15 protein-coding genes are annotated in these 17,019 nt (G+C 41.6%); 12 read left to right on the top strand and 3 right to left on the bottom strand.

What is annotated here, in order from left to right:
* Nucleotides 1–470: 470 nt before the first annotated feature.
* Nucleotides 471–1,454 (bottom strand): tRNA-modifying protein YgfZ, encoded by a 984-nt coding sequence (gene ygfZ / locus QQJ93_RS09860; RefSeq protein ID WP_089122376.1) that lies wholly within the window; start codon nt 1,452–1,454, stop codon nt 471–473.
* 155 nt (nt 1,455–1,609) lie between these two features.
* Here ygfZ and QQJ93_RS09855 point away from each other — a divergent pair, with 155 nt between their 5' ends.
* A complete protein-coding gene (locus QQJ93_RS09855; protein ID WP_089122377.1) occupies nt 1,610–1,870 on the top strand; it encodes an FAD assembly factor SdhE in 261 nt (86 codons plus the stop codon).
* 717 nt (nt 1,871–2,587) lie between these two features.
* Here the strand turns inward: QQJ93_RS09855 and nadB are convergent.
* Nucleotides 2,588–4,219 carry an L-aspartate oxidase gene (nadB, locus tag QQJ93_RS09850; RefSeq protein ID WP_089122378.1) on the bottom strand — a complete coding sequence of 544 codons (1,632 nt, stop codon included), beginning with the start codon at nt 4,217–4,219 and terminating at the stop codon, nt 2,588–2,590.
* A 428-nt stretch (nt 4,220–4,647) separates the two neighbouring features.
* Here nadB and rpoE point away from each other — a divergent pair, with 428 nt between their 5' ends.
* From rpoE to acpS, 11 genes are all read left to right on the top strand, one after another.
* The gene (gene rpoE / locus QQJ93_RS09845) at nt 4,648–5,226 is read left to right on the top strand and encodes an RNA polymerase sigma factor RpoE (protein ID WP_089122379.1); all 579 of its coding nucleotides are present in this window, start codon (nt 4,648–4,650) and stop codon (nt 5,224–5,226) included.
* A gap of 24 nt (nt 5,227–5,250) precedes the next feature.
* Nucleotides 5,251–5,844, top strand: a complete 594-nt coding sequence (locus tag QQJ93_RS09840) for an RseA family anti-sigma factor (RefSeq protein WP_089122380.1) — start codon at nt 5,251–5,253, stop codon at nt 5,842–5,844.
* A gap of 42 nt (nt 5,845–5,886) precedes the next feature.
* Nucleotides 5,887–6,855 (top strand): sigma-E factor regulatory protein RseB, encoded by a 969-nt coding sequence (gene rseB, locus QQJ93_RS09835; RefSeq protein WP_089122381.1) that lies wholly within the window; start codon nt 5,887–5,889, stop codon nt 6,853–6,855.
* Nucleotides 6,852–7,322: a SoxR reducing system RseC family protein gene (locus QQJ93_RS09830; RefSeq protein ID WP_089122382.1), complete on the top strand. Its 471-nt coding sequence runs from the start codon at nt 6,852–6,854 to the stop codon at nt 7,320–7,322. The genes rseB and QQJ93_RS09830 overlap by 4 nt, the downstream gene beginning before the upstream one ends.
* Nucleotides 7,323–7,448: 126 nt before the next feature.
* Complete coding sequence (gene lepA, locus QQJ93_RS09825; RefSeq protein WP_089122383.1) at nt 7,449–9,242, top strand: translation elongation factor 4; 1,794 nt, start codon at nt 7,449–7,451, stop codon at nt 9,240–9,242.
* 142 nt (nt 9,243–9,384) lie between these two features.
* A complete protein-coding gene (lepB, locus tag QQJ93_RS09820) occupies nt 9,385–10,284 on the top strand; it encodes a signal peptidase I (RefSeq protein WP_089122384.1) in 900 nt (299 codons plus the stop codon).
* Nucleotides 10,285–10,294: 10 nt separating this feature from the next.
* On the top strand, nt 10,295–10,975 hold the full coding sequence (gene rnc, locus QQJ93_RS09815) for a ribonuclease III (protein ID WP_089122385.1): 681 nt from the start codon (nt 10,295–10,297) through the stop codon (nt 10,973–10,975).
* Nucleotides 10,965–11,969: a GTPase Era gene (gene era / locus QQJ93_RS09810; RefSeq protein ID WP_089122386.1), complete on the top strand. Its 1,005-nt coding sequence runs from the start codon at nt 10,965–10,967 to the stop codon at nt 11,967–11,969. Before rnc ends, era begins: the two co-directional genes overlap by 11 nt.
* Before the next feature lie 83 nt (nt 11,970–12,052).
* A complete protein-coding gene (gene recO / locus QQJ93_RS09805) occupies nt 12,053–12,787 on the top strand; it encodes a DNA repair protein RecO (protein ID WP_089122387.1) in 735 nt (244 codons plus the stop codon).
* A 2-nt stretch (nt 12,788–12,789) separates the two neighbouring features.
* The gene (pdxJ, locus tag QQJ93_RS09800; RefSeq protein ID WP_089122388.1) at nt 12,790–13,524 is read left to right on the top strand and encodes a pyridoxine 5'-phosphate synthase; all 735 of its coding nucleotides are present in this window, start codon (nt 12,790–12,792) and stop codon (nt 13,522–13,524) included.
* The gene (gene acpS, locus QQJ93_RS09795; protein WP_089122389.1) at nt 13,524–13,904 is read left to right on the top strand and encodes a holo-ACP synthase; all 381 of its coding nucleotides are present in this window, start codon (nt 13,524–13,526) and stop codon (nt 13,902–13,904) included. The genes pdxJ and acpS overlap by 1 nt, the downstream gene beginning before the upstream one ends.
* Before the next feature lie 90 nt (nt 13,905–13,994).
* Here acpS and barA read toward each other — a convergent pair whose 3' ends face one another.
* Nucleotides 13,995–16,805, bottom strand: a complete 2,811-nt coding sequence (gene barA / locus QQJ93_RS09790; protein WP_089122390.1) for a two-component sensor histidine kinase BarA — start codon at nt 16,803–16,805, stop codon at nt 13,995–13,997.
* Nucleotides 16,806–17,019: the final 214 nt, after the last annotated feature.

The raw sequence follows: 17,019 nt of genomic DNA, 5'->3' as shown, positions 1-17,019 counted from the left end.
ATAATTGGTGATGTTTTATTGTTTCTATTGATGATTTAGACAAAAAAATGCCCACGAAAAAATAACGTGGGCGAATAGTCACAGATGCATTATACAAAGTGGATATGGCTGGAGAAACCAGCGCAACACTTTACTGGTTAATCCATTCAATCAAATGAAGTCATGAATCAACCTGCCAATAAATCATACATTAAAAAAAGCTAGATCAATATTTATTCAAAATAAATGATTAAAAATTCTTTAGTTTGTTTTTTCTTGTGTGAGTAAGATCGATATTTAATGAATGTGAATGCAAAAAATTGTATTGAGAAGCGATCAAGCTTTGCTCTGAAGATTTAGGTTCGAAAGGTTGACGAGCGAATGTTTGGGCTAAGTGAGCGTTGGGCTAAAGGCGGAGTAGAGATTATAGGGTTGTGAGTAGGTAGATGTGCACTCTAACTAACCTAGTCAATTAGAGTGCATAATTTCTATTATTCTTCTTCAAGTGAGTAAGGGAGTTCGGCAAAGCTTAGTTGAGCCTCTGGGAATGCTTCTAAACGAAATACCGTATCGGCTTCTAAATTATTTGGTAACACCGCTAGTGCGATCAATTTACCATCACTGAATTGATAGTAACTATTGAGTTGACCTGCACCTCGCCAGTTTTCACCTACTTGACGTTCTAATTTAAGGCTATCACCTAGTTCTGAATGGAGTTCACCTTGTAGGCAGAATAATGCACGCTTATTAATGCCGCGGTATTTAGCTCGAGCGACCGTTTCCTGTCCGGTATAACAACCTTTTTGGAACGAAATACCACCGAGTGCTTGCAAGTTCATTGCCTGTGGAATGTGTTCGAGTTGTTCATGTTGGTCGATTCGCGGTAGGGCATCTATCACATCAGCGTGATCCCATAAACGTTCATCGGATAAAATGATATCGCTATTTTTTTCAATAAGTTGTTCCGCGCTTTGCTTTGATAACATCAATAACCAGCGATTAGCACTGATCGGCACTGCTGTACCATATTCTAGAGCGATGACTTGTAAGTTATCTTGAGTAATAGATTGGCCTGATAACTGAGCGATAATAGAGGTAGCTTGCTTTCCGATAACGCCAAGACAAACATCAGCGCTTTGTTCGATGACTACTTTAGAAAAAATGGCATACTTTTTTATTTCCACTAATTCTTTTTCGATAGCAGAAGCACGTTGAAACATGGCATAGCCATCATTGTGGTGAAATAGACGGAAAGTACTCAGCATTTTTCCTTTGGCATCACAATGAGCGCCTAGGGTTGATTGGTCTGCTTCGAGCGATACCACATCACTAGTGATTTGCCCTTGTAGATAGGATTTCTTGTCATCACCGTTTATGGTGATTGCACCCCAAGAGGCTAGGTGACATAGAACCAAATCGGGAAAGGCTTGTGTTGATGCGAGAGGATAAGCGGTAAAAGTATTATTCCAATTCATCATAATGTCCTAGTTGATAGTTCAATAAAGTTATTCACCATGGTACTGGCGTAATTGATATTTGTCAGCATTTGTTGTGATTGTGATTGCTGCACTAGTTGCTAGACAGGTGAGCTGATAAACTCGGCCAATATGCATTATGAGATGGAACCGTTATGTACACACCAGAACAAAAAGCACGTATAAAGTGGGCTTGCCGTCGTGGCATGTTAGAACTTGATGTGGTTATCATGCCTTTTTTTGAAGAATGTTTTGATGATTTAACTCAAGATGATCAAAAGTCATTTGTTTCGTTACTTGAATGCGATGATCCAGATCTGTTTACTTGGATCATGGGGCATGGTCGTAGTGAGCATTTAGGTCACGCTAAAATTGTGGATCGAATCGTTGCCCACAATCTTAGTAAAGTGCGCTAAGCGCTATAATACAACTGCTGTTTTTTATTATCGTCATACATATATCGCTCAAATTGGGTTTGTTGCACTGAGCTGCCTGTCTATTTGGGCGATATCTGTTTCGACCCTTCCTCTCGCCGCTTCAATCCTATTGATAATTATATCTTTTTCACATATTAAGTATCTTAGTTTTCGCTGCGATCACAAGGTTATTCAACCTGAGTTATTTCATCCCTTAATACGGGTAGATCGGCAGTTATCGGAATTTGGTCTGCAACTGCTTTTAAAAAATGGTCAAGTATTGCGCTTAATGCGTTGCCAATTTGAGAATGATGAATATAAGAAATTAAATGTGGTATTGGATGAAGGGGCAAATAATTTGTCTGTTTGTGTTCTAGTTCCCAAGAAACGTCAAGATAAAAATATACCCAAGTAACCTCAAAATGCGAGTTTCAGCAAGAATAAAACAAGCTTTAGGCAAGGCAAATTGAATATGATCATAGTTATTCTATCTCTATTTAATTTAACGCCGCATAAAGCTTGTTTTAACTTGCCCTTCGGGAGCTTCATTCAAATCTTTATGCCGTGTTAGATTGGTTTGAAAGGTGCCTACATGCCTGCGCCAATCTTCCTTGCCTAAAGGTTTGGATGATAGCTCTGAATTCTGCATCTTGAAGTCACTTGGATATAGGCCTCTAATTTTGAAAAAGAGAGGCCAGCAGTTTGTTGTTTGGGGTATTAAAATAAAGGATTACTGGTTCTAAACTTTTCAGGCTCTAGAATCGTTGGGCCGCTATTTTCTAATTGTTCTGGATAATCCAAAGTGTAGTGTAAGCCACGACTTTCTTTACGTGCCATCGCGCAGCGAACCATTAATTCAGCCACTTGTAATAAGTTACGTAGTTCTAGCAAATTATTGGACACTCTAAAATGGCTATAGTATTCATGGGTTTCTTGCTGCAATAACTGTATACGACGTAAAGCTCTCTCAAGGCGTTTATCGGTTCTCACTATCCCCATGTAATCCCACATAAATAAACGTAATTCATGCCAGTTATGCTGTAAGATCACTTCTTCATCAGAGTTTGTTACCTGACTTTCATCCCAATATGGAAGATCTGGTGGCAGGTCAACTTTATCAAGGTTTGCGATGATGTCTTTAGCTGCAGACCAAGCATAAACCACACACTCCAATAATGAATTGGATGCTAGACGATTCGCACCATGTAGACCGGTATAAGTCACTTCACCAACCGCGTACAAGTTAGCTAAATCGGTTTGCCCTTGTTGATTGACCATCACGCCACCACAAGTGTAGTGAGCGGCAGGAACGATTGGAATTGGCTCTTTAGTCATATCGATGCCTAAATCAAGCAAGCGCATATTGATGGTTGGAAAATGCTTCTCAATAAAATCAGCAGGTTTATGGCTGATATCTAAGTACATACAATCTGCGCCAAGGCGTTTCATTTCGTAGTCGATGGCACGAGCCACGATATCGCGAGGGGCTAGTTCTCCTCGTTCATCAAAATCAGGCATAAAACGGCTGCCATCAGGACGTTTTAGATAAGCGCCTTCGCCACGTAATGCTTCGGTTAATAAGAAGTTGCGTGCTTCAGGGTGAAATAAGCAAGTAGGGTGAAACTGATTGAACTCTAAATTGGCAACTCGGCAACCTGAGCGCCAAGCCATTGCAATACCATCACCGGAAGACACATCTGGGTTGGAAGTATACTGATAAACTTTTGATGCACCACCGGTTGCCAATACTACAAATTTCGCTCTAACCGATTCAACATGCTCTTGATTACGGTTCCAAATATAAGCTCCGACAACTTTTTTAGCATCGCCGCCAATTCGGTCTTCAGTAATCAAATCTAAAGCGTTGTAACGTTCTAAGAAGTGGATATTGGGATGATTATTAACATTATCTTGTAGGTTGGTTTGCATTGCCATGCCAGTTGCGTCAGCAGCATGTAAGATCCGACGATGACTATGACCACCTTCACGCGTTAAGTGATGTCGAGGATGTTCACTTTTATCGCTTTCATCAAGGTCAAATGGTACTCCGCCATCAATTAACCACTGTACACATTCTTTGGCATTTTCCGTGATAAAGCTAACCGCATCTTTTTCACATATACCTGCGCCAGCGATTAATGTGTCATCTATATGAGATTCAACACTGTCTTCTTCATCAAATACAGCTGCGATACCGCCTTGAGCATAATAGGTAGATCCTTCATTTCGAGGGCCTTTGCTTAATACTATGACTTTGCCATGAGGGGCAACTCTCAGTGCCAACGATAAACCAGCAGCACCACTACCAATGACTAGTACATCACATTGATGTTCACTATTTGTGTTCATAAGTTCGTTTCAGTTCCTAAGCTAGTATCGAAAAATAGGACTCGATACTTATTTGTATTCACTCAATTGATGCGCAATGAGACTGGTCGCACACTTGACGAAGCATTAATATGCATATATATCAAACTGAGTTTCAAGTGTTCTTTTACTTTTTCATGAAAAAAATGAGAAAGTTCGATGACGATTACAGCACATTTTATGGTTAAAATGGAAAAAGTTGTTCTTTAATGAACTTTTCTCGCCGCCACATGTCACAATAGTGGTCGGTGATACATCAATACTACAATATACTCTAAGGTCTACAGACCCTAGTGGCCACTAAAGGTTGTTTACTTAATAAGAAAATAGCCCCAAGGTCATTTTAGTATAATAAGAAATGCTTATGTCGTTGAGACAAAAAGTAAAACAAATAGGAGTAGGTGCTCGAAATGAGCGAGCAGTTGACTGATCAAGTTTTAATTGAACGGGTTCAAAACGGAGACAAACAAGCATTCAACCTTTTGGTCACCAAGTATCAAAATAAAGTATGTAGTTTGATTTCCCGTTACATTAAGAATCCCGGCGATGTGCCTGACGTGGCTCAAGAAGCCTTTATCAAAGCCTACCGAGCGTTACCAAACTTTCGTGGTGAAAGCGCTTTTTATACATGGCTTTATCGTATCGCGGTCAATACTGCGAAGAATCATATCGTCGCTCAATCACGCCGCCCTCCAGCCAGTGATGTCGATGCTGAAGATGCAGAATATTACGAATCTGGAAGTGCATTAAAAGAAATATCGAACCCTGAGAACTTAACGTTGTCAGAAGAATTAAAGCAGGTAGTTTTTCATGCAATTGAAGCTCTGCCTGAAGATTTAAAAACCGCAATGACTTTACGAGAACTGGATGGTTTGAGTTATGAGGAGATTGCGGAGGTGATGGACTGTCCGGTTGGTACGGTTCGTTCTCGGATTTTCCGAGCTCGCGATGCAGTGGAAAAGAAAATACGCCCACTGATTCAGCGATAACAATGACTAATAATGGTGAGTAAAATGACCAATAAACAGCAGATCTCAGCTCTCATGGATGGAGAGCTTATTGATCAATCATTGATTTCTGAGATAGAACAAGATGATGAATCTTTGCAATCTTGGAGTCACTATCATTTGATCGGAGATACGCTTCGTGGTGAAACGCCGAGTAACCCCAATTGGGATATTGCTTCTAAAGTTGCTTTAGCGTTAGAGGATGAGCCCGCTCATAATCGATTGTCTTCAAGCGACTTATCTTCAAGTAAGGTTACGCCAATTTTAGAGGCCCAACCTAAACCTGAGAAAGCTCGCGCAAGAATGCCTGCTTGGTTAAGTAACTTGACTCAAGTCGGTGTGGCAGCGTGTGTTTCATTGGTTGTGATTCTTGGGGTTCAGCAATACTCTGGTTCAGATGCCAACGTTGCTTCTGATTCTGATCAGCTTCCAGTTTTACAAACGATACCTTTTGCTGGTTCAGCAGAGCCTGTTAGCCTGACTCGCGACTCTGTACGTTCACAATCGTCTGAAGCTAAAGCGATGGAGCAACATCGCCGTGCTAATGAATTGATGCAAGATTATGAATTACAACTGCGTTTGAATCACACGAGTGAATAATATGTCTTTCGTGGCGATTAACCCGATAGAAGCGGTATTTAAATGAAAAAAATTCTGATTAGTACTTGGTTGCTATTCAGCTTATTTAGTCAAGCAGCCTCAGCCGAAGATATTAAGCCTTCTGCTGAGGCTTTATTGCTTAAAATGAGTGAAGCCAGCAAGACCCTCAATTATGAGTTGTCTTATATCTTAGTGCGCAAGAATAGTATTGAGCCATTACTTTATCGTCATGCAATTGAAAATGACAAAAATTTAGCTCATCTGGTTTATTTAAGTGGCCCAGTGCGTGAAGTGATCCGTCGTGGTGATGAGATCAGCTATATCGAACCAGGTCTAGACCCGTTCTCAATCCGCTCAGGCAACATGGTTGCTCCGCTAATTCCTCTGATTGATAGTGATATTAAAGATCTGAGCAATATTTATGACTTTGTGAAAATTGGTCGTTCTCGTGAAGCTGGAACTGCTTGTCAGGTGGTTCGAGTAGTACCCAAAGATGGTCAACGTTACTCTTATATTGTCTGGATTGATGAACGCACTAGTTTGCCTTTAAGAGCAGATTTGGTTGAACGCAATGGTGAGGTTTTAGAGCAATATCGAACGATTTCTTACGCGGTGAGCGACCATATTGCGACGATTTTAGATGGGCTTAATTCAGCGAAATTACCAGATGTATTAACTTTACCTAAATCACAAAATATGGATGCTAGTTGGAAGGTTAATTGGGTGCCAAATGGCTTTGAAGCTAATAACCTCAATCGTTACCGTATGCCTGTGACGGATACTATAGTAGAAAGCCAACTCTACAGTGATGGCTTGTTCAACTTTTCCGTCTACGTGTCGGAAATAAAAACATCAGACAACAAACCTCAGGTTTATCGTCAAGGTCGTCGCACGCTGCAAACTTTTGTTAAAGAGAATCATGAGATCTCGGTAATTGGTGATATTCCACCATCTACTGCGAAGCGCATTGCAGATTCGGTGACATTTAATAATAAAGGCAATACCCCATGATGACCGCTTTAGCGACCGTTATTTCGGTTGAACAAGAGCAAGGAATGAATACCGTACAGTTGAGTTGTGAACAGCAGACCAGTTGTAAAAGTTGTAAATCACAAAAAAGCTGCGGTACTGGTATGGTGTCAAAAGCACTAGGCAGCAAAGCGCACTTTTGGAAACTACGGACTAGCCAAGCATTACAAAATGGGCAAGTGGTTGAAATCGGCTTACCGGAAAAAAGTTTAGTACTTTCTGCTCTAATCGTTTACTTATTACCTTTATTGGCAATGATAGCGGGTAGTGTGTTCGCACAGTTAGTGTTACGGCCTTGGTTAAACTTTGGTGAAGGTATTGTCATTTTGATGTTTTTCATTTGTGGTGGTCTGGGCATCTATTTCGCCAAACCTATGACACAGTGGTTAGAAAAAAAAGTTGATAGTGAAGTCTCTTTGATCCGAGTTTTAGGGCAACCTATTATTTGAGATTTTCGCCTAGGTATAGCTACCCAGCAGGAAATTGGGTAGAATCGCTGCCACTAAAATGAAATTGACCTAGCAAAAGGGATTTCATATCCAATCCACCATTTATTTGAGTATTGTCTCCAGCCTATGAAGCACATTCGTAACTTTTCGATTATCGCCCATATCGACCACGGTAAGTCGACTCTTTCTGATCGTTTAATTCAAGTTTGTGGAGGGCTGACCGAGCGTGAAATGGCAGCTCAAGTGCTTGATTCTATGGATCTAGAGCGTGAGCGTGGTATCACGATTAAAGCGCAAAGCGTGACATTGGATTATAAAGCTAGTGATGGTGAAACTTACCAGCTTAACTTCATCGACACCCCAGGACACGTTGACTTTTCCTATGAAGTTTCTCGCTCTCTAGCCGCGTGTGAAGGTGCATTGTTAGTTGTCGATGCCGGTCAGGGCGTAGAAGCGCAAACATTGGCAAACTGTTATACTGCGATCGAAATGGATCTCGAAGTCGTGCCAATTCTGAATAAAATTGACTTACCAGCGGCTGATCCTGAACGTGTTGCAGAAGAAATTGAAGATATTGTTGGTATCGATGCGATGGAAGCGGTGCGTTGTTCCGCTAAAACCGGTATTGGTGTCGATTTAGTGTTAGAAGAAATCGTTAAGTCGATTCCTGCACCAGAAGGTGATCCTGAAGCACCGCTGCAAGCATTGATCATCGATTCATGGTTTGATAACTATTTAGGTGTAGTGTCTTTAGTTCGTATCAAAAACGGTAAATTAAAGAAAAACGACAAGATTAAAGTGATGAGCACTGGCCAGACTTGGGGAGTGGATCGCATTGGTATCTTTACACCTAAACAAGTGGATACCGATGGTTTAAATACCGGTGAAGTAGGCTGGGTTGTGTGTGGTATCAAAGATATCCTAGGTGCACCTGTGGGCGATACTCTGACCCATGCGAAAGGCGGTTGTGAGAAGCGTTTACCAGGCTTTCAAAAAGTGAAACCTCAGGTTTATGCTGGTTTGTTCCCTGTCTCATCGGACGATTATGAAAACTTCCGCGATGCACTAGGCAAATTAAGCCTGAACGATGCATCACTATTCTATGAACCAGAAAGCTCGGCAGCACTTGGTTTTGGTTTCCGTTGTGGCTTCTTAGGTATGCTGCACATGGAAATCATCCAGGAGCGTTTAGAGCGTGAATATGACCTTGATCTGATAACGACAGCACCAACGGTAGTGTATGAAGTTGAAAAGACCAATGGCGACATCATTTATGTCGATAGTCCAGCTAAGCTACCTGCGATTAATGATATTGAAGAAATTCGTGAACCTATCGCTCGCTGTAATATCTTAGTACCTTCAGACTACCTAGGTAACGTAATTACACTATGCGTTGAAAAACGCGGTACTCAGGTTGATATGGTTTATCACGGCAATCAAGTTGCATTAACTTATGACTTGCCAATGGCTGAAGTGGTATTGGATTTCTTTGACCGTTTGAAGTCGACCTCACGTGGTTATGCGTCACTAGATTACAATTTCCACCGCTATGAAAGCTCTAGCATGGTACGTGTAGATGTATTACTGAACGGTGATACGGTTGATGCATTAGCGATCATTACACATAAAGATCAATCGCAAACGCGTGGTCGTCAATTGGTTGAAAAAATGAAAGAATTCATTCCTCGCCAAATGTTTGATATTGCGATTCAAGCGGCAATTGGTAACCACATCATTGCTCGTTCAACCGTGAAACAATTGCGTAAAAACGTAATCGCAAAATGTTACGGTGGTGACGTGAGCCGTAAGAAAAAACTACTGAAAAAGCAGAAAGAAGGTAAGAAGCGCATGAAGCAAATCGGTAATGTTGAATTACCACAAGAAGCGTTCTTGGCTATTTTGCACGTCGGTAAAGATTAATCACGGTAATGACGCTGTTTGTTTCCGTGAGTACAGGAAAATGACTATATAAAGTGAAAGGGTGATAATGCCTTTTCACTTTTGTTATTTATAGCAAACATATTAGTACAATCAGTATTAGATCATAGGGAAGCCGAATCGGATGGCAAATACATTTTCATTAATCTTAGTGCTAGTGACCTTAGTGACTGGCGTGGTATGGGTATTAGAAAAGTTTGTTTGGGGCAAGAAACGTCAACAAGCGGTTGCTGATGTTGAGACTAAAACAACAGAACCACTAAGTAAGGAAGCGGCTGCGAAAATTTATCCGCAACCTTGGTGGGTAGAAAATAGCGTATCGATTTTTCCTGTGATTGCCTTTGTTTTGGTATTACGTAGTTTTATCTACGAACCATTTCAAATTCCATCTGGCTCTATGATGCCAACGTTACTCGTTGGTGATTTCATCTTGGTAGAAAAGTTTTCATACGGCATTAAAGATCCTGTGTTTCAATCTAAATTAATTGAAACAGGGGAGCCAAAACGTGGTGATATTGCGGTATTTAAATACCCACCACAACCAAATATCGATTATATCAAACGTGTGGTTGGCCTACCTGGTGACACAATCCGCTATACTGAAGATAAACAAATTTGTGTTCAAGCTGTCGGCACTGATACCTGTAAACCAGTGGCACAGTTTGATGCAAAAGAAAGTCCATTTTATCAAGATGGCATTCCATTGATTCAAGCGAAAGAAAAGCTTGGTGAAGTGGAGCATAATATTTTAGTCAGCCCAATTCGTCGCGATAACGTGCAAGCATACCAGCCTCGTCCGTATCACAATGAATGGGTCGTGCCAGAAGGTGAGTACTTTATGATGGGTGATAACCGTGATAACAGTGCTGATAGTCGTTACTGGGGCTTTGTTCCAGAAGCAAACTTTGTGGGTAAAGCCACCGCCATTTGGATTAGCTTTGAATTTGATCGTGATACTGACAGCGTATTGCCTTCTTGGATCCCTACCGGCGTGCGATTTAATCGTATCGGCGGACTAATATAATTGAGAGAGTATGAATTCTCAGATTCCTAGATTACAAAAAAAGATTGGTTATCAATTTAACGATGCCAGTCTTTTAAATCTCGCACTGACTCACCGCAGTGCGAACAGCAAACACAATGAGCGCTTAGAGTTTTTGGGCGATTCAATTTTAAGTTTTGTTATTGCTGATGAGTTATATCATCGCTTCCCTAATATTAATGAAGGGGATATGAGCCGCATGCGTGCAACTTTAGTTAGAGGTCATACTTTAGCTGAGTTAGGACGTGAATTTGTGCTTGGTGACTACTTAAAATTAGGTCCAGGTGAATTGAAAAGTGGTGGCTTCCGCCGTGACTCTATTTTAGCTGATGCCGTCGAAGCTATTATTGGTGCATGCTACCTTGATAGTGATATTGAAGTGGTACGTAAAGTGGTACTTGCTTGGTATCAAACGCGTTTGGATGACATCCAACCGGGAGTATCGCAAAAAGATCCTAAGACTCGCCTGCAAGAGTTCTTGCAAGGTCGTCGTAAACCGTTGCCTGTTTATACTGTGGCAAAAATTAAAGGTGAAGCGCACAATCAAGAATTCACCGTTTCATGCGAGATCACTGGTGTTGCGGAGCCTGTAGTAGGTAAAGGCACTAGCCGACGTAAAGCCGAGCAAGCTGCTGCTGAGTTGGCTTTAGGAGTATTAGCAAATGGTAAATAAAAACGATCCACAAGACGAGCAAGAGTTCGATCTTGATGCTTACTTTGCAGGTGAAGCGCAGCCGAATCAAGTTGCACTAGAAGATGTTGACCCTAGTGAACAACACTGTGGCTTTATTGCGATTGTTGGTCGTCCTAATGTTGGTAAATCAACCCTACTGAATCATTTACTTGGCCAGAAGATTTCGATTACCTCACGTAAACCTCAAACTACCCGTCACCGCATCATGGGGGTAGATACTGAAGGTGCATTTCAGGCTATTTACGTGGATACTCCAGGATTACACATCGAAGAAAAGCGTGCGATTAACCGTCTGATGAACCGCGCGGCCAATAGCTCACTAAGCGATGTTAACTTGGTGTTGTTTTTAGTCGATGGCACTCAGTGGACTGCGGATGATGAAATGGTACTCAACAAATTGCGTACTGCCAATTTTCCAACCGTATTACTGATCAACAAAGTTGATAATGTAAAAGATCGCACCGAAGTGATGGCACACATGCAAACCTTGTCTGAGAAAATGGATTTTGTCGATATTATTCCTATCTCTGCGAAACAAGGTCGCAACACTGACGCGATTCGCGAGCGAGTACGTGCAGCCTTGCCACAAGCGGTACACCATTTTCCAGAAGAGTATGTGACAGACCGTTCACAACGCTTTATGGCATCGGAAATCATTCGTGAAAAACTGATGCGTTTTACTGGTGAAGAATTGCCTTATTCGGTGACAGTTGAGATTGAGCGTTTCGATTATAATCCTGAAACTGATGGTTTTCATATCAATGCTTTGATCTTAGTTGAACGTACTGGTCAGAAAAAAATGGTGATCGGTAAAGGTGGCGAGAAAATCAAAACTATCGGTCGTGAAGCTCGTCTAGATATGGAAGAGCTATTTGAACGTAAAGTTTATCTAGAAACTTGGGTAAAAGTGAAATCCGGTTGGGCCGATGATGAACGTGCACTGCGTTCGCTTGGCTATATTGATGATTTGTAATCGTTAATCGGAATCTCGAGACTCGTTTCTCGATATGCTAACTTCGAGAAACGGGCATTCGAGATTCGAGCTACGGAAAAATTATGTCTGACGCTTTAGGACTTCAACGCTGTTTTATCCTACATCGCCGTCCTTATACTGAAACTAGTCTCATCTTAGATGTGTTTAGTGAAGAGTTCGGTCGCGTCAGCATTTTAGCCAAAGGTGCTCGTAGCAAACGTTCTAATCTAAAAGGGGTGTTACAACCCTTCACACCGCTACTACTTAAATGGTTTGGCAAGGGCTCGATGCGCACGCTTAGGCAAGCCGAACCGATCAGTTTAGGTATCCCTCTCAATGGTATTAACCTTTATTCGGCTATGTACATCAATGAATTGATTAGCCGAGTGATTGAAAGCGAAACCGCTTACCCTGAGTTATTCCATGACTACCTAGCTTCTTTGACTGAACTGGCACAGGCTGATAACCCTGAGCCGGCTTTACGTCGTTTTGAATTAGCCTTGCTGTCCTCGTTAGGCTATGGCGTGGATTTCTTACATTGTGCCGGCAGTGGCGAGCCTGTGTCTGAAAACATGACTTACCGTTACCGAGAACAAAAAGGCTTTATTGCGAGCGTAAGAAAGGATAACTTAACCTTTCTTGGGGATGAATTGATTGCGATCAGTGAGCGCCGTTTCCTAACCAAACAACAATTACAAGCTGCTAAGCGTTTTACTCGAATGGCATTAAAGCCGTATCTTGGCAGTAAACCATTAAAAAGTCGGGAGCTATTTATGGCGCTTTCACCGCACAAAGCGATCCCGAAGACAAGGAGTTAACCATGAGTGTGATTTACTTGGGCGTCAATATTGACCACATCGCAACCGTCAGAAATGCCCGTGGCACTAAGTATCCCGATCCTGTGCATGCAGCAGAAATTGCTGAGCGTGCTGGCGCTGATGGCATTACGGTTCACCTACGTGAAGATCGCCGCCATATTAAAGATCGTGATGTGCGTATTTTAAGTGAAACCATTCAAACTCGTATGAACCTTGAAATGGCGGTTACCGATGAAATGGTTGAGATCGCGATTCAAACCAAACCTGAATATGTATGTTTAGTGCCAGAAAAACGAGAAGAGTTAACGACTGAAGGCGGCTTGGATGTTGCAGGTCAATTAGACAAAGTTAAAGCGGCAACGCAAAAACTGACTCAAGCGGGTATTAAAGTGTCACTGTTTATTGATGCTTCTCATGAGCAAATAGATGCAGCTAAAGCTTGTGGCGCACCTTATATTGAACTACATACGGGGCATTATGCGGATGCAGAATCAGATAGCGAACAACAAGCTGAATTAAAGCGTATTGCTGCGGGTGCCACTTATGCACACAGTATTGGCATCAAAGTAAATGCAGGCCATGGTTTGACGTATCATAACGTTGCACCAATTGCTGCATTGCCTGAAATTTATGAATTGAATATTGGCCACTCGATCATCGGTCGCGCTTTGTTCGATGGTCTAGATAAAGCGGTGGCTGATATGAAAGCCATCATGCAGGAAGCGCGTCGTCGATAATGGCTATTGTTGGATTAGGCACTGATATTGCCGATATTGAACGTATCGAAAAAAGCTTGCAGCGTTCTGGGCAAGCTTTTGTTGAGCGTATTCTTCATCCGACTGAGCTAGCGATTTTTCATGGTTTAAAACAGCAAGGTCGTTACTTAGCAAAACGCTTTGCAGCCAAAGAAGCAGCATCTAAAGCACTCGGTACTGGCATTGCTTGTGGGGTGAGTTTTCAACATTTTGAAATTACAAATGATGAATTGGGTAAGCCGATTTTAAAACTTCATGGTAAAGCAAAAGAAATCGCTCAAACGCAGGGTGTTAGCTATATCCATTTATCTATTTCCGATGAAAAGCGTTACGCTATGGCGACGGTGATTTTAGAATCCTAGTGCTTAATTGTCATAGGTAAAATAATGAAAACCGAGTTGTGCATTTATATCCAATGAAGTGAACTCGGTTTTTTATTATTGTGGAACTCCTTATCCTGTAAGGTATTGCTTCGAATCTTCTCTTACTTTTTCCATTTCATCTTGCAGCTCAAATAACTCAGGTTCTATTTCAGCAAGATCTTGCTCTGCTCTTAACGCGGTTTCAATGGTTGCGCACAGAGTTTGTAGCTTAGGCACGCCACTATAAGCGCAGCTGCCATGCAGTTTATGTATGGTGGCAAGCAGTTGGTTTTGTTGTTCATTAGGCTCTATCAATGCTTTTTCTATCGACTGGTCTACCTCAGGTAAAAACTCAATCAACATTTGTAGCATATCTTTGGCTAATGCTTCTTTGTTGGCCGCTTGTTTTAAGGCGGTAGACCAATCAATACTAGACCCACCAAGACAAGAAATAGTTGCTTGCTGACTAGTGGAGACAGCTGGGATGCTATCTAATTGGCTTTCCTTTAAATCCAGCTTTTCAATGGTGCCTTGCTCTGCATAAGGGTTCCAATGCACCAGTGCTTGATGTAGTACATGCTCTTCAATCGGTTTAGACAGGTAGTCATCCATTCCTGCTTGTAATAAACGCTCTCTTTCACCGTCAATCGCATGAGCGGTTACCGCTATCACCGGTGTTTGATGGTTAAACTCGGTTTTTTTGATATTTTGACAAGCGGTTACCCCATCCATATCTGGCATTTGGATGTCCATCAATATCACATCAAACTTTTGTAATTGCGCTTGTTCAACCGCCTGTAAACCACTGCTACAAGTGACAATATCTTCCACTTGCTCTTCGAGTAATGCACAGATTAGTTTCAAGTTAGCTGGGTTATCGTCGACGGCCATCACTTTGAGTGGTAAGGCTGCTTTTGGAGGTTGAGGAGCAGCCAGTAAGGTGGCCTTTGCTTGGTTTGGCAGCATAAGTTGAATAAGTTTACGTCGCACGATTGGTTTAGCGATGCATTGAATTGGGTAGAGCTTTATTAAATTTTCAGCTAATGCTAATTCCGTACTTGGTAGCCCAAGGATAAGTTGCGGTGATAGGGTCAGCCCTTGCTGGATCATAGAAAATAGTTGGCTTTGATCGTGCTGGATATTTGGCGGTAAGTTGAGCAATACAATATCAAATCGATCAGGATTATCGGCTAACTGTGCTTGATAAGTAACGTTCATGCCAACGCGAGTTAATTGCTGCTCAATAATGGCTGCAGCAGGCATGTTAGGCTCAACCAATAGAACGGATTTACCTAGTAGTGAAGAAGTATCAATCTGCGGTGCAATAGGCATATTTGTGGCTTGGAAGGTGACAGCGAACCAGAATGTTGAGCCTTGGTGTAAGCGGCTGGTTAAGCTGATTTCACCACCCATTTGATTAATTAGGTTTTGAGTTATCACTAACCCTAAACCTGTACCACCATATCGGCGTGAAATGCTGGCATCGGCTTGACTGAATGCTTGGAATAATTGAGCTTGTTGACGCTCTGAAATACCAATACCAGTGTCACGTACCATAAATTGTACTTCGACATTTTTATCTTTGCTCGAGCGTAACTCGGCAACAATATCTATATTGCCACGTTCAGTAAACTTAATTGCATTACCAACTAGGTTAGTCAGTACTTGCTGAATACGAAGTGGGTCGCCAACGATGCCTTGAGGAATGTTAGGATCAATGTTTAAGGTGATCTCTAAACCTTTTTCATGGGCGCTAGTTGCTTGTAAACTGACCACTTCATCTAAGGTTTCTTGCAAATCGAAAGGAATGTTTTCTAGCAGTAATTTACCTGCTTCTAGCTTAGAAAAGTCTAATATGTCATTGATGATAGACAGCAAGTTTTGTGCAGAACGTTCGATAGTTTGTAGATAGTCAACTTGGTTAGCGGTTAACTCAGTTTTAAGCATTTGTCTGGCAAAGCCAATGACACCATTTAGTGGAGTACGCAATTCATGCGACATATTGGCTAAGAATTCAGATTTAACTCTGGCTGCTTCTTGAGCGCGTTTCTTAGCAATATCCAGTTCAATGTTTTGAATTTCTAGTTGCTCTAGTGTTTCACGTAAATCTGAGGTGGCTTGGTCAATACTATGTTGCATTTCAACGTGATATTCTGACAGTGACATCGCCATGGCATTGATACCACTTTTTAAGGTATCGAGTTCACCATGCAGTTTACCTTCAATTCGCACATCGAGATGACCACGTCGAATTCGATCAACGACACTCACCATATGAGAGATCGGTAAGGTAACATCGCGCATTAATCGATAAGCAAAAAATCCTGATAACCCCATACCCAATAGTAATACAATTAAAGCTGCAAAGATTTCTTGGTATTGCTGTAAGCGCAATGATGATAAATCCAGCTCCATTGCGATATAACCCAAGGCCTGATTAGGGGCAATTTCTTTACCACTTGGGCTGGTAAACTGACCTTCCGCCAAGATAGGAGAGCGCAAGATCATTAAATTAGGATTTGTTGGCGATTGAGTTATCGAGCTAAGCAGTGGGATAGGTTTGCTTTTATCAAAAGTAAGGGATTGAAAATTAGGGTGAAAATTAGATGTCACGAATAGTTCGTGATGGGTATCAAACACAGCAATACTGCGCACGATATCAGAGTGCTTACGATGGGCGTAACTGATCAGCCGACGTACCGCTTCACGGCTTTGTTGGGTCATGCCATATTCACTGGCGATGGCTAAAGGCTCGATAATATCCGTACCAGACGTGATAAGCTGAGCCTCAAGATCGTTATAGCGATTTAAAGTGAAAAATGTGCTTAATAATAAGCCAATGATCAGTGTCGGTGCTAACGTTAATGTAATTACGCGGGCGCGCAAGCCATACCTTGTCATGATTCTTTAATTACAAGCCTGTCTGGATATGGGAAAATAGCAAAATGAGAGTGTTACTTGTATTGATAAACTCATCGAAACCAAGTTTTTAAGAGGTTTCTTACCGCCAATGAGCTTTGAATGCTTGATGAACTTTATCACTACGCAACTCTGATTATCGCCAATGTGCCTTTAGCTTAATCAACTAGGCGCAGTTCGACAATCATTGTTATGA

Source organism: Vibrio algivorus, from assembly GCF_030161215.1.
GTDB classification, from domain to species: domain Bacteria; phylum Pseudomonadota; class Gammaproteobacteria; order Enterobacterales; family Vibrionaceae; genus Vibrio; species Vibrio algivorus.
Note: the sequence above shows the minus strand (reverse complement) of the source record. Positions and strands in the feature narration are given on the sequence as shown.